This window comes from Mycobacterium asiaticum, from assembly GCF_001668675.1.
Classification (GTDB): domain Bacteria; phylum Actinomycetota; class Actinomycetes; order Mycobacteriales; family Mycobacteriaceae; genus Mycobacterium; species Mycobacterium asiaticum_D.
Map to the genome: position 1 here is coordinate 1 of NZ_LZKQ01000149.1, position 19,919 is coordinate 19,919.

General features: G+C 68.2%; 10 protein-coding genes. 6 read left to right on the top strand and 4 right to left on the bottom strand.

The genetic code is table 11. From position 1 onward, the window contains the following. From A9X01_RS13070 to A9X01_RS13085, 4 genes are all read left to right on the top strand, one after another. Positions 1-5,553: non-ribosomal peptide synthetase (locus A9X01_RS13070; protein ID WP_155772072.1), on the top strand; the 5,553-nt coding region annotated here is incomplete at its 5' end. Beyond that, the gene (locus A9X01_RS13075) at positions 5,553-7,262 is read left to right on the top strand and encodes an ABC transporter ATP-binding protein (protein WP_065121185.1); all 1,710 of its coding nucleotides are present in this window, start codon (positions 5,553-5,555) and stop codon (positions 7,260-7,262) included. The genes A9X01_RS13070 and A9X01_RS13075, both read left to right, overlap by 1 nt. Positions 7,263-7,277: 15 nt before the next feature. Beyond that, complete coding sequence (locus tag A9X01_RS13080) at positions 7,278-9,497, top strand: MMPL family transporter (protein ID WP_065121186.1); 2,220 nt, start codon at positions 7,278-7,280, stop codon at positions 9,495-9,497. Between the two features lie 117 nt (positions 9,498-9,614). Further along, positions 9,615-11,549 carry a serine/threonine-protein kinase gene (locus A9X01_RS13085; protein WP_065121187.1) on the top strand — a complete coding sequence of 645 codons (1,935 nt, stop codon included), beginning with the start codon at positions 9,615-9,617 and terminating at the stop codon, positions 11,547-11,549. Between the two features lie 2 nt (positions 11,550-11,551). On the opposite strand, the gene A9X01_RS13090 is transcribed toward A9X01_RS13085, so the two are convergent. The 3 genes from A9X01_RS13090 to A9X01_RS13100 all read right to left on the bottom strand — a co-directional run bounded on the left by A9X01_RS13090 (position 11,552) and on the right by A9X01_RS13100 (position 15,065). After that, positions 11,552-12,220, bottom strand: coding sequence for a VIT1/CCC1 transporter family protein (locus A9X01_RS13090; protein ID WP_081282364.1), 669 nt, complete (start codon positions 12,218-12,220; stop codon positions 11,552-11,554). A gap of 125 nt (positions 12,221-12,345) precedes the next feature. Further along, complete coding sequence (locus A9X01_RS13095) at positions 12,346-13,611, bottom strand: APC family permease (protein WP_065121189.1); 1,266 nt, start codon at positions 13,609-13,611, stop codon at positions 12,346-12,348. A 17-nt stretch (positions 13,612-13,628) separates the two neighbouring features. After that, positions 13,629-15,065 carry a WS/DGAT/MGAT family O-acyltransferase gene (locus A9X01_RS13100; protein ID WP_065121190.1) on the bottom strand — a complete coding sequence of 479 codons (1,437 nt, stop codon included), beginning with the start codon at positions 15,063-15,065 and terminating at the stop codon, positions 13,629-13,631. Between the two features lie 170 nt (positions 15,066-15,235). On the opposite strand from A9X01_RS13100, the gene A9X01_RS13105 reads away from it, so the two are divergent. Further along, entirely contained in the window at positions 15,236-17,413 is a 2,178-nt protein-coding gene (locus tag A9X01_RS13105; protein WP_065121191.1) for a glutamine synthetase III family protein, read from the top strand. 88 nt (positions 17,414-17,501) lie between these two features. Here the strand turns inward: A9X01_RS13105 and A9X01_RS13110 are convergent, their stop codons facing one another. Further along, positions 17,502-18,944, bottom strand: coding sequence for a PPE family protein (locus A9X01_RS13110; RefSeq protein ID WP_065121192.1), 1,443 nt, complete (start codon positions 18,942-18,944; stop codon positions 17,502-17,504). Positions 18,945-19,167: 223 nt separating this feature from the next. Here A9X01_RS13110 and A9X01_RS30495 point away from each other — a divergent pair. Further along, positions 19,168-19,919, top strand: a 752-nt coding sequence (locus A9X01_RS30495) for a PE family protein (protein ID WP_172832506.1), incomplete at its 3' end; no start/stop codon positions are given.

The following is a 19,919-nucleotide window of genomic DNA, read 5'->3' on the forward strand; positions in this document are numbered from 1 at the left end:
GTGGCCCGCTCACCCGAAGACTTCCACACCCTGCTGGCCACCGAAAACGTCACCATCCTCAGCCAAACCCCCTCGGCCCTCGAGATGCTCTCCCCGCAACGGCTGGGATCGACCGCGGTGGTGGTGGCCGGTGAAGCCTGCCCGGAAGAACTGGTGGATCGCTGGGCACCTGGGCGCGTGCTGATCAACGCCTACGGCCCCACCGAAACCACCATCTACGCCGCCACCAGTGCGCCGCTGCGAGCCGGGGCCGGGGCGGTGCCGATCGGGGCCCCGGTGCCGGGCGCGGCCTTGTTGGTGCTGGACGGGTGGCTGCGGCAGGTGCCTGCGGGCGTTGTCGGGGAACTGTACGTCGCCGGCGCGGGCGTCGGCGTCGGCTACCTGCACCGCGCGGGACTGACCGCCGCGCGGTTCCTGGCCTGCCCGTACGGCGCCCCGGGAAGCCGCATGTACCGCACCGGCGACCTGGTGTCCTGGAGCCTGGACGGGCAACTGCACTACCTCGGACGCGCCGACGAACAGGTCAAGATCCGTGGCTACCGCATCGAACTCGGCGAGGTGCGCGCGGCGTTGGCCGCCTTGGACGGCGTACAGCAGGCTGTAGTGATCGCCCGCGAGGATCAACCCGGCGATCGGCGCCTGGTGGGTTACGTCACCGGGACGGTAGACCCCGCAGCGGCGCGTACCCAACTGGCCGAGCGGTTACCGGCCTACCTGGTCCCCGCGGCGGTGCTGGTCCTGACCGAACTGCCGCTGACGGCCAACGGCAAGCTCGACACCCGCGCCCTGCCGGCACCGGAATATCAACCCCGCGAACGCTTCCGGGCCGCCACCACGCCGGTGCAGGAGATCCTGGCCGGCATCTTCGCCCGGATACACGGGCTGCACCGGGTGGGCATCGACGACTCATTCTTCGACCTGGGCGGTGACTCATTGTCGGCGATGCGCGTGGTCACCGCGATCGCCGCAGCCTTGGAAGTCCGCCTGCCGGTGCGGGTCCTGTTCGACGCGCCGACGCCCGCGCGGCTGGCTGACCACCTCAACGGGGCGGGCGCCGCCGCAGCGCCGCTGACCACTCAGCAACGGCCAGAGGCCATCCCGCTGTCATTCGCGCAACGGCGGCTGTGGTTCCTCGACCAGTTGATGGGACCTTCGCCGGTCTACCACATGGCAGTGGCGCTGCGCCTCGGCGGACGCCTCGACAGCAACGCCCTGGGTGCGGCGCTAGCCGACGTGGTCGCCCGGCACGAGAGCCTCCGGACCGTTTACAGCGCACCGGCGGGTGTGGCTCAGCAGCTGGTGCTACCGGCCGACACCGCAGAGTTCGGCTGGACCATCGTCGACACCACCGGATGGCCGCCGAGCAGCCTGACTCAGGCGATTGGTGCCGCGGTCCGGCAACCGTTCGACCTATCCAATGAAATCCCCTTCCGGGCAATCCTTTATCGGGTCGGCGAGGACGAACACGTCCTGGCGATCGTGGTACACCACATCGCCGCGGACGGATGGTCGGTGGCACCGTTGGCTCATGACCTGGGTGTTGCCTACGCCAGCCGGTGTGCGGGCCGGCCACCCGGCTGGAGCCCGTTGCCGGTGCAGTACGCCGATTACACGCTGTGGCAGCGCGAGACCCTCGGTGACCCGGACGACGAGAACAGCCGCATCGCGGCTCAATTAGACTACTGGCAAAGGTATTTGGCGGGGATACCCGAGCGCATGCAGCTACCCACCGACCGGCCCTACCCGGCGGTTGCCGATTATCGCGGGGCCAGTGTGATGATCGATTGGCCTGCGGAACTGCAACGCCGGGTGCGCGAGACGGCCCGTGCACACAACGCCACCAGTTTCATGGTGCTGCAGGCTGCGCTGGCGGTTCTGCTCGCCAAGCTCAGCGCCAGTTCGGATGTCGCGGTTGGGTTCCCGATCGCCGGCCGCACCGATTCCGCCCTCGACCAGTTGGTCGGTTGCTTCGTCAACACACTGATCCTGCGCGTTGATCTGACCGGTGACCCTACCGTGGCCGAAGTGGTGGAACAGGTTCGGCGGCGCAGTCTCGAGGCGTACGAACATCAGGACGTGCCCTTCGAAGTTCTGGTGGAGCGCATCAACCCACCACGATCACCAAGCCACCACCCGCTCGTCCAGGTCATGCTGGCCTGGCAGAACAACACCGTACCCGACCTGAACCTGGGTGAGCTGCGGGTGACGCCGGTACCGCTGGAGGCCCGCAACGCACGGATGGACCTGGGGTTCTCACTCGCCGAACGGTTCACGGCCGCAGGCGATCTCGCCGGTATCGGGGGGACGGTCGAATTCCGCACCGACGTCTTCGATGCCGCCGGGATCGATCTCCTGGTCGATCGGTTGCACCGCGTGCTGGCGACGATCACGGCCGACCCTGGGATCCGGGTTTCGTCGGTGAGCCTGCTCGGCGCCGATGAGTGTTCCCGACTGGACGAGTGGGGGAACCGGGCGGCGCTGTCCCGCCCGGTCCCGGCGCAGGTATCGATTCCGGGCGCGTTCAGTGCCCAGGTGGCGCGGACACCGGACGCGGTTGCGGTGCGCTGTGGGGACCGCTCGATGACCTACCGGGAGCTCGATGAGGCGTCGAACCGGTTGGCGCACGCGCTTATTGACCACGATGCGGGACCCGGACGGTGTGTCGCCCTGCTGTTGAACCGGTCGATCGAGGCTGTGGTGGCCATTGCCGCGGTGCTCAAGTCCGGCGCCGCGTACCTGCCGATCGACCCCGCGACACCGACGCCGCGGGTCGAGCTGATGCTGGCCGATGCCGCACCGATCGCCGTGCTCGCCCGGGCGGCGCTGGCGGATCGCCTCGACGGGCAGGACCTGCCGATGATTGATGTCGACGACCCCGCACTGGCCGCCCACCCGTGCACCGGCGTGCCGGACCCGGTTGCGGACGACCTCGCCTACCTGATCTACACCTCGGGCACCACCGGGACGCCCAAAGGCGTGGCAATCACCCACCGCAACATCGTCGAGTTGGTGAGCTCCCTCGACGCCTGCCTGCCGCGCGGCGGGGTGTGGGCGCAATGTCATTCCTATGCCTTCGATGTCTCGGTCTGGGAGATTTGGGGCGCGCTGTTGCGCGGTGGCCGGCTGGTCGTGGTCAGTGAACAGGTCGTGGCCTCGCCGACCGATTTCCACGACCTGCTGGTCTCCGAACGGGTCACGGTGCTCGATCACAGCCCGTCCGCGGTGGCGGCTTTGTCGCCGTACGGCCTGGACGATCTGGCGCTGGTGGTCGGTGGCGAGAGTTGTTCTGCCGCAGTGGTAAACCAGTGGGCTGACGGACGGCTGATGGTCAACGCCTATGGCCCGACGGAGACGACGGTCGACGCCTGCAGGAGCGCGCCGCTGACGGCCGGGTCGGCCGGCGGCCCGCCGATCGGTGCGCCCATCGCGAGCGCGGCGGTGTTCGTGCTCGACGGCGCCTTGCGTCGCGTGCCCCCGGGTGTGGTGGGGGAGCTGTACGTCGCCGGAAGCGGTGTCGGCGTTGGCTATTGGCGCCGGGCGGCACTGACGGCGGCGCGGTTCGTGGCCTGTCCCTTTGCCGCGGGGACCCGTATGTACCGCACCGGCGACCTGGGCTACTGGGGACCCGACGGACAGCTGCGGTACGTCGGACGTGCCGACGACCAGGTGCAGATCCGCGGGTACCGGATCGAGCTCGGCGACGTACAGGCGGCCCTCACCGGCGCCGACGGCGTAGACCGGGCGGCGGTGATCGCGCGCGAGGACCGGCCCGGCGAGACCCGGCTGGTCGGTTACATCACCGGCGCGGCCGACTCCGCGTCGGTTCGGACACAGCTGGCAAAGCGGCTGCCGCCCTACATGGTTCCGGCCGCCGTCGTCGCCGTCGACGAGTTGCCGTTGACGATCAACGGCAAACTCGACACCCGGGCGCTGCCCGCCCCCGAGTACAGCGACCACGCCCGCTACGTCGCCCCAGCGGGACCCACCGAACGGGTCATCGCCGACATCTACGAACGCGTCCTCGGGCTCGACCGGGTGAGCGTCGAAGATTCGTTCTTCGACCTCGGCGGCGACAGCATCTCCGCGATGCGGCTCATCGCCGCGGTCAGCCAGGCCCTGGGAGTTCGGCTGCAGGTGCGCGATCTGTTTGACGCGCCGTCGGTACGGGGCCTGGCCGGCAAGGCGGCCACCGGGCCAGCGGAGGACCCGCTGTTCCGCGCCGTACACGGCAGTGACCCCACCACGGTCTACGCAAGCGACCTGACGCTGGGCAAATTCCTCGACGCACCGACGCGCAACAGCGCGCCCGCGCTCCCGGGGCCCAGCGCCGAGGTGCGCACCGTGCTGCTGACCGGAGCGACCGGCTTCGTCGGGCGCTATCTGGTTCTGCAGTGGCTACAGCGGCTCAAACTCGTCGGGGGCACGCTGATCTGCCTGGTGCGGGCCGACTCCGAAGGTGATGCCCGCCGGCGCCTGGAACGGATCTATGACACCGGTGACCCAAACCTGCTGCGGCACTTCCGGGAACTGTCCGCGGGACATCTGGAAGTGATCGCGGGCGATAAAGCCGAAGCCAACCTGGGGCTGGGCCAACAGGACTGGCGGCGACTGGCCGCCACCGTCGACCTGATCGTGGATGCCGCGGCCGTGGTGAATGCCGCCCTGCCCTACGCCGAGTTGTTCAGGCCCAACGTCGCAGGCACCGCTGAACTGCTGCGGCTTGCACTCACCACCACCCTGAAGCCCTACGTCTACGTCTCGACCGCCGACGTCGGCACCCAGATTGAACCCGCCAGGTTCACCGAGGACGCCGACATCCGGATCATCAGCCCCCACCGCTCCGTCAATGCCCTCCCCGCCAACGGCTACGGGAACAGCAAGTGGGCCAGTGAAATCCTGCTGCGCGAAGCCAACGACCTGTGCAACCTGCCGGTCGCGGTGTTCCGCTGCGGGATGATCCTGGCCGACCCCGCCTACTCGGGCCTGGTGAACGTCTCGGACACCGTCAGCCGAATGGTGTTGAGCGTCCTGGCCACCGGCATCGCACCCGGCTCGTTCTATCGGCACGACACCTTCGGCAACCGGGCGAGCGCGCACTTCGACGGCGTGCCGGCAGGATTCGTCGCCGAAGCCATCACCACGCTGGGCCTGCCGGTCACGTCGCCCGAGGCGTCCGCGTTCCGGACGTATCACGTGATGAACCCACACGACGACGGCATCGGTCTTGACGAGTACGTGGACTGGCTGATCGAGGCCGGCCACCCCATCCGCCGCGTCGACGACTTCGGCGAGTGGGTGCGCCAGTTCGAGGAAGCGCTACAGGCCCTGCCGGAGGAACGGCGCCGGCATTCGGTGTTACCGATGCTGCTGATGCGTCATCCCGCCGACGCGCGTCCACTCCTGCCCGGCAGCGGCGCTTACGCCCCGACCGACCGGTTCCGCGCCGCCGTACGGGAGGCGAAAATCGGCCCTGACCAAGATATTCCGCACATCGGTGCGTCGAACATCCTGCAGTACGTCACCGACCTGCACCTGCTCGGGCTGCTCGACTGATGCTCACCCTTCTTCGTGGACACCGGCTTTCGATTACGGCGAGCGTTGCGCTACTTGCCGGGGCGACCGGACTCATTCTGCTGCAGCCCGTCCTGGCCGGCCACCTGGTCGATCGGGCCGCGGCGGGCTCGCCCGATGCCGCGCTGACCGCGGTGTTACTGGCCGCCCTCGCCGGACAGCTGCTGCTGGAGGCGGTGGGCCACTTCCGCCTGGACCGCACCGGCGAGCGCATCGTGCTGCGATTGCGACAGGACTTCACCGATCATGTGGTGCGCCTGCCGATCGGCGTTCTGGACCGCGGCCGCACCGGCGACTTGCTCGCCCGCGCAACGAACGATACGAGCCTGCTGCGTGACATGCCGCGTGGCGTCGGTGACCTGGTGTTCGGCATCCTGACCCTGCTCGGCGCCGGAATCTTCATGATCGTCATCGATCCGGTCACCGTGGTCGTGGTGGTGGTCGTGATGGCCGTTGCGTTCGGGGCCGGGAATCCGTTCCTGTCCCGGATTCAGCGCGCCGCGCTGGATCGTCAAGTTGCGCTTGGCACCTACGCGGCCGGACTGGATCGAGCCCTCGGCGCGGCAAGAACCGTGAAACTGTTCGGCGCCGAGGACCGCGAAGTGACGTTCATCGGCCACAGCGCGCGGGCCGCCTACCGGTCGGGCGTCCGCATCGCTTCCTCGACCGCGATCAACCTGCTCGCCATCCGGTTGGGCGTCACTGGCTCATTTCTGGCGATCATGATCGTCGACGGGCGCCGCGTCGCCAGCGGGGGATTGTCCGCCGGGCAATTCGTCAGCCTGTTCGCGTTCGCCATGTACGCGGTGTTTCCGATCACCGCCGGCTTCACCGCCCTCGCCACCCTGCGCACGGCGGCCGGTGCTTATCAGAACCTGACCGCAACCCTGCGCGAACTGCCGGAAGGCGATTCACCACACGACGAACCGGTGGCCGCCCGACCCGCACCGCAGACCGGCGCACCGCTCGTCGAGTTCGAGCACGTCTCGTTCGGCTACGGACCCGGGACAGCCACGGTCCTGCACGACGTGTCCTTCGTCCTGCAACGCGGCCAGGTCACCGCGCTCATCGGCCCGTCCGGCGCCGGGAAGTCGACAGTCCTCGCACTGCTGTGCCGATTTCATGATCCGAGCACCGGGACCGTGCGCTGGGAAGGGCGTGACTACCGCAGCATCGGCCTGCGGGAACTGCGCGGCCGGCTGGGGCTGCTCGAGCAGGATGCGCCCGTGCTGCACGGCACCATTCGCGACAATCTGCTCATCGCGGATCCGAATGCCGCCGACGACGAGTTGTGGCAGGTGCTGCGGCAGGCCAACATCGCCGACGAGATCGCCCGGCTGCCGGGCCAACTCGACACCCCGGTGCTCGAGCGCGGGCGCAGCCTCTCCGGTGGGCAACGCCAACGCCTGGCGCTGGCCCGGGCGTTCCTGTCCCGATCGGAGCTGATCCTGATGGACGAACCGACCGCCCACCTCGACCGCGCCAACGAATACGACGTCATGAGCAACCTGCTGCGAGCCCGCGGACAGCGCAGCCTGCTCGTCGTCGCCCACCGGCTGTCCACCGTCACCCACGCCGATCAGATCCTCGTCCTGCAGCACGGGCGGATCCAGGCGACCGGCACCCACGCCGAACTCCTACACACCCCCGTCTACCGCGACCTCATCGAACACGAACTCGTGCGGCACTGAGCGGAAGGAATCGTCGTGCTGTCCCGGATCGCCCACCTCGCCATCAACGCGCCGCGCCGCGTCGTCGCCGTCGCGGTGCTGGTGATGATCGGTGCCGCGATCTTCGGCGTACCGGTGATCCGGCACCTGTCCGCGGGCGGTCAAACCGACCCCAACGCCGAATCGTCACGAGCGTCCGCGCTGCTGGCACAGAAATTCGACCAGGGCGATCTGACCATGGTCATCGCCCTGACCTCCGCCGCCGGCGCGAAAGGGCCGCAAGCCCGCGCGGTGGGCACGGATCTGGTTGCGCGATTGAAGAATTCGCCGGACGTATCCGAAGTGCAGTCGGCGTGGACCGCACCCCCGGAAGCGGTGTCGGCATTCATCAGCAAGGACGGCAAAACCGGCCTGATCGTGGCCGCCATCTCCGGCGGCGAGAGCGACGCCCAACGCAACGCCATGCGCCTGTCCGAGCAACTCGTGCGTGACCGCGACGGTGTCACGGTGCGCGCGGGCGGAGACGCGACGGTGTACTGGCAGGTGAATGCGCAGACCCAGCGGGACCTGTTCCTGATGGAGTCGGTGGCGCTGCCGATGAGTTTCCTGGTGCTGGTCTGGGTTTTCGGAGGCTTGGTCGCGGCGGCGCTGCCGGTAGCGGTCGGGATCTCCGCGATTCTGGGCGCCCTGGCATCGCTGCGTGCGATCGCGTTGGTCACCGACGTGTCGATTTTCGCGCTGAATCTCGCCGTCGCCATGGGTATGGCGCTGGCCGTCGACTACACGCTGCTGATCCTGAGCCGCTTCCGGAATGAGTTGGCCGACGGCCAGTCTCGCGAGGCGGCACTGCTGCGCACGATGGCCACCGCCGGCCGTACCGTCTTGTTCTCGGCGGTGACGGTCGCGCTGTCCATGGCCACGCTGGTGTTGTTCCCGCCGTATTTCCTGAAGTCCTTCGCCTATGCGGGCACGGCGGTGGTCGCGTTCGCAGCGACGGCGGCGATCACGGTGACACCGGCGGCGATCGTGCTGCTGGACCGGCGACTGGATGCCTTCGACGTTCGCCCCCTGATGCGCCGCATCATGTGGGGGACGAGCCAGCAGGCCAGCCCCTGGCAGGGCCGCTCCTGGTACGAATGGACGAAATCGGTGATGCGCCACTCGGTGCCGGTCGGCGTCGTCATCGTCGCGCTGCTGTTGCTCCTCGGCTCGCCGTTCCACCGGGCGAAGTGGGGGTTCGCGGACGACCGGATACTGCCCACTTCCGCCTCGGCACGCCAGGTCGGCGACCTACTGCGAAATGGCTTCCCGGAGCGCGGCGTTCCGGACATCACCGTGGTGTTGCCCAGGGCCGAAAACGTGAGTCCGGCCGAGCTCGACGGATACGCCGCCGCACTGTCCCGCGTGCCGGATGTTTCCTGGGTGTCCGCGCTGGGCGGGACCTTCGTCGACGGCGGGCGATTCGGACCGCCCTCGGCCCCCTACGGTCTCCGGGGCGGCAGCGTGTTCATGACGGTGCGCACCACCGCGCCGTTGTACACCGCCGCGTCGACCACCCAGCTGGACCGGTTGCACGCCGTGCCCACGCCCAAGGGCAGGCAAATGTGGTTGACCGGTGTGGCACAGAGCAATCGGGACAGTGTGCACGCGATCGCCTCGCGGCTGCCCTGGGTGCTCACGCTGATCGCGGTGATCGCCCTGCTGCTGATCTTCCTGCTGACCGGCAGCGTGGTGCTCCCGGTCAAGGCGGTGCTGATGAACACACTGTCGTTGACCGCCGCGTTCGGGGCGTTGGTGTGGATCTTCCAGGAAGGACACCTGGGCGGACTGGGTACCGCCGCAACCGGCACGCTCGGTGTGCAGCTGCCAGTGTTGTTGTTCTGCATCGCCTTTGGGCTCTCAATGGACTACGAGGTGTTCCTGATCTCGCGGATCCGGGAGTATTGGCTTGCCTCGGACTTCGGCCCGCAGGCCAACGATGAGAGCGTCGCGCTGGGCGTGGCCCACACCGCGCGGGTGATCACCGCGGCGGCCCTGATCATGGCGATCTCCTTCTCCGCCTTGATGGCTGCACAGGTGTCGTTCATGCGGCTGTTCGGGTTCGGCTTGACGGTCGCGGTCTTGGCCGACGCCACTCTGGTTCGGATGCTGCTGGTGCCGGCCTTCATGCACGTGCTCGGTCGCCTCAACTGGTGGGCTCCCAAGCCGCTGGCCCGCATCCACCAGCGGTTCGGATTCAGCGAAGGCAGCTCTTGACGCAAGAATCTCGCAAGAATTTCCATTAGATGCAGCAAGCGTTGGGCGGCAAGGTACTGGTGTCGGTCGCCTTGGCCGGCACCGCCAGGACGCTTACTGCACAGAAAAGGGGCCGATGTGGACACCACCCACCCCCAAATACTGACCACCGGGCAGGTGTTCGCCGGTTTCAGGATCATTCGTGTCCTGGGTGCCGGAGGGATGGGGACCGTGTACCTCGCGGCGCACCCGCGGCTCGCGCGTGAGAACGCGCTGAAGATCCTGCCCAGCCAGTTCAGCGACGATCCGATGTATCGCGCCCGGTTCGAGCGGGAGGCCGAGTTGGCCGCCGGCCTGGACCACCCCCACATCGTGCGCATCCACGACCGCGGGGAACACGAGGGACAGTTCTGGTTGTCGATGGACTATGTCGCGGGCACCGACGCCGCCCGGTTGATGAAGGACAGGTTCCCCGGCGGCATGCCGTTGACCGAGGCGCTGCCCATCATCGCCGCCGTCGCCTCCGCGCTCGACTACGCCCACGAACGGGGGCTGCTGCACCGCGACGTCAAACCGGCCAACATCCTGCTGGCCGAAGACGACGCACAGCCGCAGCAGGTGTATTTGGCCGACTTCGGTATCGCCCGGCGCATGGACGATGCGACCCCCCGGTTGACTTCGACCAACATGACGGTGGGCACCGTGGACTACGCCGCGCCCGAACAGTTGAAGGGCGAGGCGCTCGACGGCCGGACCGATCAATACGCGTTGGCCTGCACGGCTTTTCATCTGTTGACCGGAACCCCGCCCTACGGCGACTCCAACTCGGCGGTGGTGATCGCGCAGCACGTCAGCGCGCCGCCGCCGTCCATCGGCGTCCTTCGGCCGCACCTGGCGGACCTGGACTGGGTGTTCGCCGTGGCGATGGCCAAAGACCCATCCCGCCGCTTCGCCAGCTGCCGCGAGTTCACCGACCACCTGGCCCGCCAACTGGCCCCGGGATTCGCCTACGCCGACGAGATCCCGGGTGACACCGGCATCACGTATCGACCGGAGCCACTCAGCGCCACCATGCCGGCCCTGCCCGCGGTCACGCCCGACTCCGACAAGAAGCCGCGCAGGCGCCGCGGTGTGCTGGCCGGTGCTGTGCTCTGCGCGGTACTGCTGATTGCCGGCGCCGTCTTCGCCGGCATCAAATTCACCTCTCGGCCACACCCGCAGGCGTCGGGCAACCCGACGCCGACCAGCGCGGCACCGCCGCCGAACACCGGTCCCTTCACCGGCGTCTATCAGGTCGAGTACGGGGTGGTCACCGGTGTCGACGACCAGCCCGCCGAAGCCGCCGTCACACCGACCACCGAGTTGTGGGGTGTGCGTTCGGTCTGCGGTTCCACCGGTTGCGTCGCGACCGCGTCAAGGGTCAGCGGTGAGACGATGCAGGCGCCGACGATGGTGCTGGACCAGATCGGCGGCAGCTGGGTCGCGGTCAGCACCGGCTCCACCAATTGCGGGAACCTGGTCGGCGAAGTCTGGGAAACCTTTACCCTGCAACCACTTCCGGGCGGCAACTTCTCCGGGGAAGCCATCCAGACCATGGCCAAGGGCTGCACGAACAAACGAGCGGTCACCTTCACCCGCACCGGCGATGTCGACCTCAAGAGTCTGCCCGACCCCGCCACACTGCCCGCGCGGGTGCCCTCGCCGGCGGCCGGAGTGCACGGTCATTACCGGCAGAACAGCACCCAGCCCAACGGGTTCAAGGAGCAGCAGGATTTCGCTGCGCGCACCGACTGCCTTCGCACCGGGGCAAGGTGCCTGACCCTGTTCCACACCGCGCCGGCGACCGCGATGGTTCTGCTCTACAGCGATGGAACCTGGACCTACGAGCGGGAATTCGACGCCAAATGCTGGAAGGGCGGCATGGCGCACGTGAAAATCGTTGTTCCCTTTGCCTTGCCGCAACCGGCAGAGGATCCGATCACATTGCTGACCGGTCACGGCAACGAGGAGATCACGGGCACGTCGTGCCCCAGCACCACGGTCGACGTGCAGTTCTCGCGAACCGGCGACTGACGTCACCCGATCGCGGTGCCGAACAGGTGGCCGACACCATAGGTGAAGGCCAAACCCGCGGCGCCGCCGAGAACGACCCGCAGCACCGCGCGGCGCACACTGCTCCCGCCGATGCGGGCACTGGCAGCACCGGCCAGACCCAGCGCGACCAGCACCGCGACGAAGGTCACCGGCACTCGGAAGGTGGCCGGTGGCAACAGGATCGCCATCAGCGGCAGCAGCGCCCCGGCGATGAAAGACGCCGCCGATGCGGCCGCTGCATGCCACGGGTTGGCCAGCTCCTCGGGATCGAGTTTCAATTCCACTTCGGCGTGTACGGCGAACGCATCACGGGCGGTCAGTTCCTTGGCCACCTGAGCGGCGGTGTCGGGCGAAAGGCCTTTGCCCTCGAAAATGGCGGTCAGCTCGGCCAATTCGGTGTCGGGAGCCTGCAGCAGTTCGCGACGTTCCTTGGTCAGTAGCGCCTGTTCGCTGTCGCGCTGACTGGACACCGAAACGTATTCACCCAACGCCATCGACACCGCGCCCGCCACCAGGCCCGCCAGTCCGGCGGTGAAGATCGGTCCGCGCTGCGCGGTGGCCCCGGCGACACCGACCACGATGCCGGCCACCGACACGATGCCGTCGTTGGCCCCCAGCACCGCTGCCCGCAACCAATTGAGGCGGTCCATCGCACCGTCGCCGTGTGGCTCGGCCGGATGCGCACCGCGTCCGTCGTCAAGCTGCTCATCAACCACGAGGTAGAGCCAACCGCACCGGCGCGGATCGCGCCAGCAAGCGGAGCCTCACCAAAGACCTACCGCCGCCGGGAGCGGACCCAGAACAGCGCCGCGCCCAGCGCCAGCACTCCGGCGCCCGCGATCGTCGACGTCAGGGGTAGCGCGACGGCCACCACCACGCAACCCAACAGCCCGCACACCGGAACGACTTTGGGTGGCGCGCCTTCGTCGGGGCCCAGCGTGAACGCGGAGGCATTTGCCACCGCGTAGTACACCAGCACCGCGAACGAGGAGAATCCGATCGCGCCGCGCAGATCGACCGTCGCCGCCAGCACGGCGGCTACCGCTCCGACCGCCAGCTCGGCGCGGTGCGGAACCTCGAACCGCGGATGCACCGCGTCCAGTCGACGCGGAAGATGGCCGTCCCGCGCCATCGCCAAGGAGGTGCGGGACACCCCCAACATCAGCGACAACAACGAACCCAGCGCGGCCAGCACCGCGCCGCCGGCGACGAATGGCAGCAACCACGACAGGCCCGTCACGCGCGCCGCCTCCACCAGCGGCCGCGCCGTCGCGGCCAGGCGCCCGGGCCCCAACGCGATCAGCACGGCGACGGCAACCGCGGCGTAGACCGCCACGGTGATCGCCAGCGCGATCCCGATCGCCCGCGGGATGGTGTGTGCCGGATCCCGGACTTCCTCACCCAGGGTGGCGATGCGGGCATAGCCGGCGAACGCGAAGAACAACAATCCCGCCGACTGCAGCACCCCGCCGCCGGATACACCTGCGAAATCGGTCAGCGCGGCGAAATCGCCTGTGTGCGTGCCGAACACCGCCGCGACCACACCCACCAACACCACCAGCACCGCGGTGACGATGATCCGCGAGACCCACATCGACTTGCGCACGCCCAGGTAGTTCACCACCGTCAACGCCACCACAGCGGTGACCGCTATCAGGTGGGCGTGGGCGGGCCAGGCGTACCACCCGACCGTGAGCGCCATCGCCGCACAGGAGGCGGTCTTGCCGACGACAAAACCCCACCCGGCCAGGTAACCCCAGAATTCGCCCAGCCGTTGCCGCCCGTACACGTACGTGCCACCGGATGCGGGATACAACGCGGCCAACCGGGCCGAGGAGGTGGCGTTGCAGTACGCCAACAGCCCCGCCACTGCCAGGCCGACCAGCAAGCCGGCGCCGGCGGCGCGGGCCGCGGGGGCCAGCGCGGCGAAAATGCCGGCACCCAGCATCGAGCTCAACCCGACTACCACGGCGTCGGCGACACCCAGGCTGCGCCGCAACCCTATGCTATTACCGGAGCCGGGTGCCTTCTCTGCGGTCACGTCACCACGCTACGGCGTCACCCCGTGGCGGCGAGCAGCTCGTCGAAGGCGTGGTCCATGCATTCGGCGTACCTGGCCGGGTCGGGCAGGGCATCGCGGTCCGCGGTCGCGCTGATTGACACCGTTCCGTCGTAGCTGGCGACCACGTGGCACAGGTTCAGGCCGCCGATCAGCGGTCCGAGGCCGGCGGCACGCAGCAGGCGGGCGCCGTGGAAGAAGATCGGGACGGTCGGGCCCGGCACGTTCGTGACGGTTGTGTTGGCGACGGTGGGACCGGAGAACGGAAGCACGCTGGCGGCTTTCGCGGTCACCCCGAGCAGGGCCGTCGGCAACGTCGCCACCAGTTCCAGCAGCTGCGTCCTGCTGGAATGCTCGGACTCCGAACGGCTTTCGGCCGTCGATGCGGCGATCGTGGTGAGCCGCTCCAGTGGATCGGCGATATCGGTGCCGAGCGCCTGCAGACGGCCGAACAGCATGTTCCCCTTGCCCCTTTCGTCACCGGCTTCGCGCAGCGAAATCGGGCACGCCGCAACCAGCGATTCGTCGGGCAATTCGTCGTGCCCGGCCAGATATTCGCGTAGCGCGCCGCCGACATAGGCCAGCGCCACATCGTTGACGGTGGCGCCCGGCACCCGCGCCTTGATCGCCTTGAAATCAGCCAGATCGTGAAACCTGGCCTCGAACACCCGGTGCGGTGACACGGTCTGATTGAAGCGGGTCCTGGGCGGAAACGAGGGCCTGCTGCCCTCGGCGACGCTACTCACCACGCCGCCGACCAGCTTGCCCGGCACACCCAGCAGGCCGCGGACGATCTTCGGCGTACTCGAAAGGACGACTCTGCCCGCCCGCAGCGGGTGCAACGCGGCGTTGACAGCCGTGCGGGACAGCAGATCCGAGGTCGAGGGGAGCGGTGCCGGCTGCCACGGGCGGTCCGGACCCGCGGGGCGGGGGCCGTCCGCGGCGAGATCGTGCAGCGCCGCGATCATCTGCACACTCGCCATCCCGTCGACCGCGCAGTGATGCAATTTCAGCGCCATCGCGAAGGAGCCTTTCGGCACACCGGGAACGGCGTTGAGGCCCTCGATGACGGTGATCTCCCACGGCGGACGGCGCAGGTCGATCTGCCGCGCGTGCAGTCGGGCCACCTGAATACACAACTGCCGCCAATCGCCCGGCTGGGGCAGCCCGATGTGCCGGACGTGATACTCGAGATCGAAGTTGGGATCATCGACCCAGTACGGCATGTGCAGTCCGCCCGGTAGCTCGGTCAGGCGGCGCCGAAAAACCTCCGCCAGATGCAGCCGCGCGTCCAGTTCCTCGAGGATTCCCTTGAATGTCACCCTGCCCCCGGGAGCGGTGGACGGGTCGTAAATCAGCAGCATCTGAATCTGCAGCGGCGTCGCCGGACCCTCGGCACGCAGCATCATGTCGTCGCTCCAGCTCAGCTGCTGCACCGCGAGTCCCCCTTGGACGTTCGAGTCCGCTTCGACAGGCGTGTCTCACGGTCGCAACCAATACTGCTCCATCGTTGATGCTGCCGTAACAAATCCGCCATCGAACGTCTCTACGGTGAGGCGGTCCAGCGTCCGCCGATCCACCGCGGACCCCGTACGAAGGAGCTCAGTTGAGCGGAAACGCGGTCCGCCTGCAGGCGATCAACAATGTCGAGGCCTACGTCCCCCCGGCCATCAGCTTCGTGCCGGGCGAAACACCGGGGCAGATCTTCGGCTCCAACGTCTTCACCAAGGCCGAGATGCAGGTACGGCTGCCCAAGTCGGTCTACAAGTCGGTGCTGGCGACCATCGAGAAGGGCGCCAAGCTGGACATTGCGGTCGCCGACTCGGTCGCGGCGGCCATGAAGGACTGGGCCCTGGAAAGGGGTGCCACCCACTACGCCCACGTTTTCTATCCGATGACCGGCCTGACCGCCGAGAAGCACGACAGCTTCCTCGAACCCGTCTCCGACGGGCAGACGCTGGCGGAGTTCGCCGGTAAGACGCTCATCCAGGGCGAGCCGGACGCATCCAGCTTCCCCTCCGGCGGACTACGCAGCACCTTCGAGGCGCGCGGTTACACGGGTTGGGACGTCACTAGCCCCGCCTACATCCTGGAGAACCCGAACGGCAACACACTTTGTATTCCAACAGTATTCGTCTCGATGACCGGTGAAGCGCTGGACTACAAGACGCCGTTGCTGCGTAGTCAGCAGGCAATGGGTGTGCACGCCGAACGGATACTCAAGCTGTTCGGGCACAGCGATCCCGAGAAGGTGGTGTCGTTCTGCGGTCCGGAGCAGGAGTACTTCCTGGTCGACCGGCACTTCTTCCTGGCGCGACCGGACCTGATCAACGCCGGCCGCACCGTGTTCGGCGCCAAGCCACCCAAAGGCCAGGAATTCGACGATCACTACTTCGGTGCGGTGCCCGAGCGTGTCCTGGGCTTCATGATGGACACCGAGCGCGAGCTGTTCAAACTCGGCATACCGGCCAAGACCCGGCACAACGAGGTCGCCCCCGGCCAATTCGAGGTGGCGCCGATGTTCGAACGCGCCAACCTCGCCTCCGACCACCAGCAGCTGCTGATGACGGTCTTCAAGACGATCGCCAAGAAGCACGGCATGGAATGCCTGTTCCACGAGAAGCCGTTCGCGGGGGTGAACGGTTCGGGCAAACACGTCAACTTCTCGGTCGGCAATGCCGAGTTGGGATCGTTGCTGGTGCCCGGCGACACGCCGCACGAGAACGCCCAATTCCTGGTGTTCTGCGCGGCGGTGATCCGTGCCGTGCACAAGTTCGCCGGCCTGCTTCGGGTATCGGTCGCCTCGGCCACCAACGACCACCGCTTGGGTGCCAACGAGGCGCCGCCCGCGATCATCTCCATCTTCCTGGGTGAGCAGCTCGCCGACGTCTTCGAGCAGATCGCCAAGGGTGCGGCGACTTCGTCAAAAGGCAAGGGCACCATGATCATTGGGGTGGACACCTTACCGCCGCTGCCCACGGATCCCGGGGACCGCAACCGCACCAGCCCGTTTGCGTTCACCGGCAACCGATTCGAGTTCCGCGCACCGGGATCCGGACAGACGGTTGCTGTGCCGATGATCATCTTGAACACGATCATGGCCGATTCGTTCGACTATATGGCGACGGTGCTTGAGCAAGCCGTCGAGGACGGCGAGGACTTCGACGCGGCCGTGCAGAAACTGCTCACCGACGTCATCACCGAGCACGGCGCGGTGGTGTTCAACGGTGACGGATATTCGGAGAACTGGCAGATCGAGGCGGCCGAGCGGGGGCTGCCGAACCTCAAGACCACGCTGGACGCCATCCCCGAGCTGATCAAGCCCGAGGCGGTCGAGGTCTTCGAAAAATACGGCGTTTTCAGCGAACGCGAGCTGCACAGCCGCTACGAGGTCCGACTGGAGCAGTACGCGCTGACGATCGCGGTCGAGGCGAAACTGGCGCTGGAGATGGGCACCACGGTCATCCTGCCGGCCGCCATCCGCTACCAAACCGAACTCGCCCAGAACGTCGCGACCCTCAAGGCCGCCGGCATTGAACCGGAAACAACTGCGCTGGAAGCGGTTTCGGCTCCACTCGCCGAGCTCACCGCCGCATTGTCCACCCTGAAGTCGGCTTTGGCGCAGCACTCGGGGAGCTCGGCGCTCGAAGAGGCGACGCACGCCCAAGCCGAGCTGCTGCCCGCGATGGCGGCGGTGCGTGCTGCGGCGGACACCCTGGAAGGTGTTGTCGCCGACGACCTCTGGCCGCTGCCGACCTATCAGGAGATGCTCTACATCCTGTGAGGACCGTCGTCGGGCGTGGGGGCCGGCCGCAACCGCGGACCTGGTGATTCCCGGCCCTCACGTCCGGCGACCTTCGAACGTGATCCGCTCAGTCGGCGAGCGGGTCATAGCTGCCCGGCATCATCGGGACAACGGGCCCGTCCATGAACGTGTCGCCGATGAGAGTGGCAAGTCCGGATGGCCGAAGGACTTCGGATTTCGTTGCGGTGCCCGCGAATCCGAGTGGTCCGGCGCCGAGGGACGAACCGGAGGCGTCAACGGGCGCCTTATCGGGTGAGCAATCCGGGGCGTCGTCCAGCGTGAGGTACTCGTCGCGGTAGCCGCGGGTCTTGGCCGCGCGGCGGCGGCGCCGGCGGGCCTTCGCACTGCCGGTGGCCGTTGCGGCCGCATTTTCGGCGGCGGCGATCCTGGATGCGGGCGCGCCGGCGGTGGCCTTGTTGTGCAGCGAAGGTCCGGGGGTGGGGCGGGGCCCCGGCCCGCCGATCAGATAGGCGAACCCGGAAGACCCGGCAGGCGGCGGCGCCGCCGATGACGTGGCGGCGGCCGTCGTGACCTGGGCCTGGACGCTGACCGCCGGCGCCGCACCGGCGGTCGTCATCGTCGGTGCGGTGCTCGCGACCAGCAGCGCCTCCGGGATTCCCGCGACCACGGCAGGGACCTCAGCGATCAGTTCGGCGGGGGCTGCCGCGATCGCACACAGCGCGGACAGGCCCAATATCATCGGGATCGCGCCGAGTCCGGGCCCGGCGACCGCGGTATACATCGGCGATCCCAGCACCCCAAAGACCGCCGCGTAGGCGAACACGAAGAACAGCGGCATCCACGTGACCGCCGCTGCCGCAGGATCGGACGCGAAGTCGATGATCAGTTGCACCACGGTGCCAATCGGGTTGAGCAGCAGTCCCTTGAGCGCGCGGTACATCTCGGTGAAGTGGTCGGACCAGACCAGCAGTTCTTCGATGGGGTCGGCCGGTGGGGTGGTAACCGCTGCCGCGGGCGCGGCGATAATGTCGGGCGACGGTTCCGCCGGTGCGACCGAAGCCAGGGCCGAATCCGCGACCGATTGATAGACCGCCATTGCCGTAGCGGCCTGGACCCACATCCGGACGTAGTCGGCCTCGTTGAGCGCGATCGGAATTGTGTTGATACCGAAGAAGTTCGTCGCGACCAACGCCGCATGCGCGGCATGGTTGGCCGCGAGTTCGGCCGGCGTGGGCATCGCCGCAAGCGCCGCGGAATAACCGGCCGCCGCGGCCTCGTGCTGCGCGGCGGCCACCGCACTGACCACGCTCGCCCGGGTCAACCAAGCCAGGTAGGGCAGATGGGCCGATGCGTACCTGACCGCGGTCGGTCCGTGCCACGATCCGCCCTGCACGGCCGATAGGGCGGCGGACAACTCGGCCGCCACCTCGGCGTACGCGGCGCCCAGCCCCTGCCACGCCGACGCGGCGGCGACCAGCGATCCGGGCCCCGGACCGCTCCTCAGCAGTGTCGAGTGCACCTCCGGCGGCACGGCCATCCACTCGGTCATCGGCGATCCCAGGGCACGGAACGAGTCACCCGAACCTCTCCTAAGTTTGGTTACCCTAACCTTATTTTGGCTCAGGAGTATTGCACAACCCCGCCCGCAAGTGGATGAAGCATTGGACGCGGCGCGATTGTTCGGGCAGAAAAGTCGGCATGCCCGGGATATGGTGACCCGCAATGCGAAGGCGCGTTTTACTACTGAACCGCTTTGATTGAGGGGTTATCTGATGTCGTTCTTGGTTGCGCTACCGGACATGCTGGGGGCAGCAACCGAGGACTTGGCCAGGCTCGGCTCATCGGTCGCAGCGGTCCATGCCACCGCGGCGTCCTCCACCACCGGGATACTGGCGGCGGCCCAGGATGAAGTGTCGGCGGCCATCGCGGCCCTGTTCTCCGAACACGGGCAGAACTACCAGTCTCTGAGCGCCGAAGCGGCCGCATTCCACCAGCGGTTCGTCCAGGCCTTGGCGGCCGGCTCGACCGCCTACGCGAATGCCGAGGCGGCCAATGCCGCGCCCTTGCAGGCGGTCCTTGATGCCGTGAACGCCCCCATTCAGACATTGACCGGACGCCCACTCGTCGGCAACGGTGCCAATGCCGCGCCCGGGTCCGGGCTCGACGGGGCACCCGGCGGCTGGCTGATGGGTGACGGCGGGGCGGGCGGATCGGGCGCTCCGGGCCAAAAGGGCGGAAACGGCGGTGCCGCAGGACTATTGGGCACCGGGGGTGTCGGCGGCGCCGGCGGCAGCGCGGCCACCACGTTGAGCGCGGGTGGCGCCGGTGGGAACGGCGGGGCGGGTGGTTGGCTGGCCGGCAACGGCGGTAACGGCGGACTCAGCCCGAACACCGTCGGTGGTACCGGCGCCGCGAACGGCACCGGCGGGGGGGGGGGGGGGGGGGGGGGCCCCGGGGGGGGGGGGGGGGGGGGGGGGGTGGGGGGGGGGGGCGGGCGGGCCGGGGGGGGGGGGGGGGGGGCGGG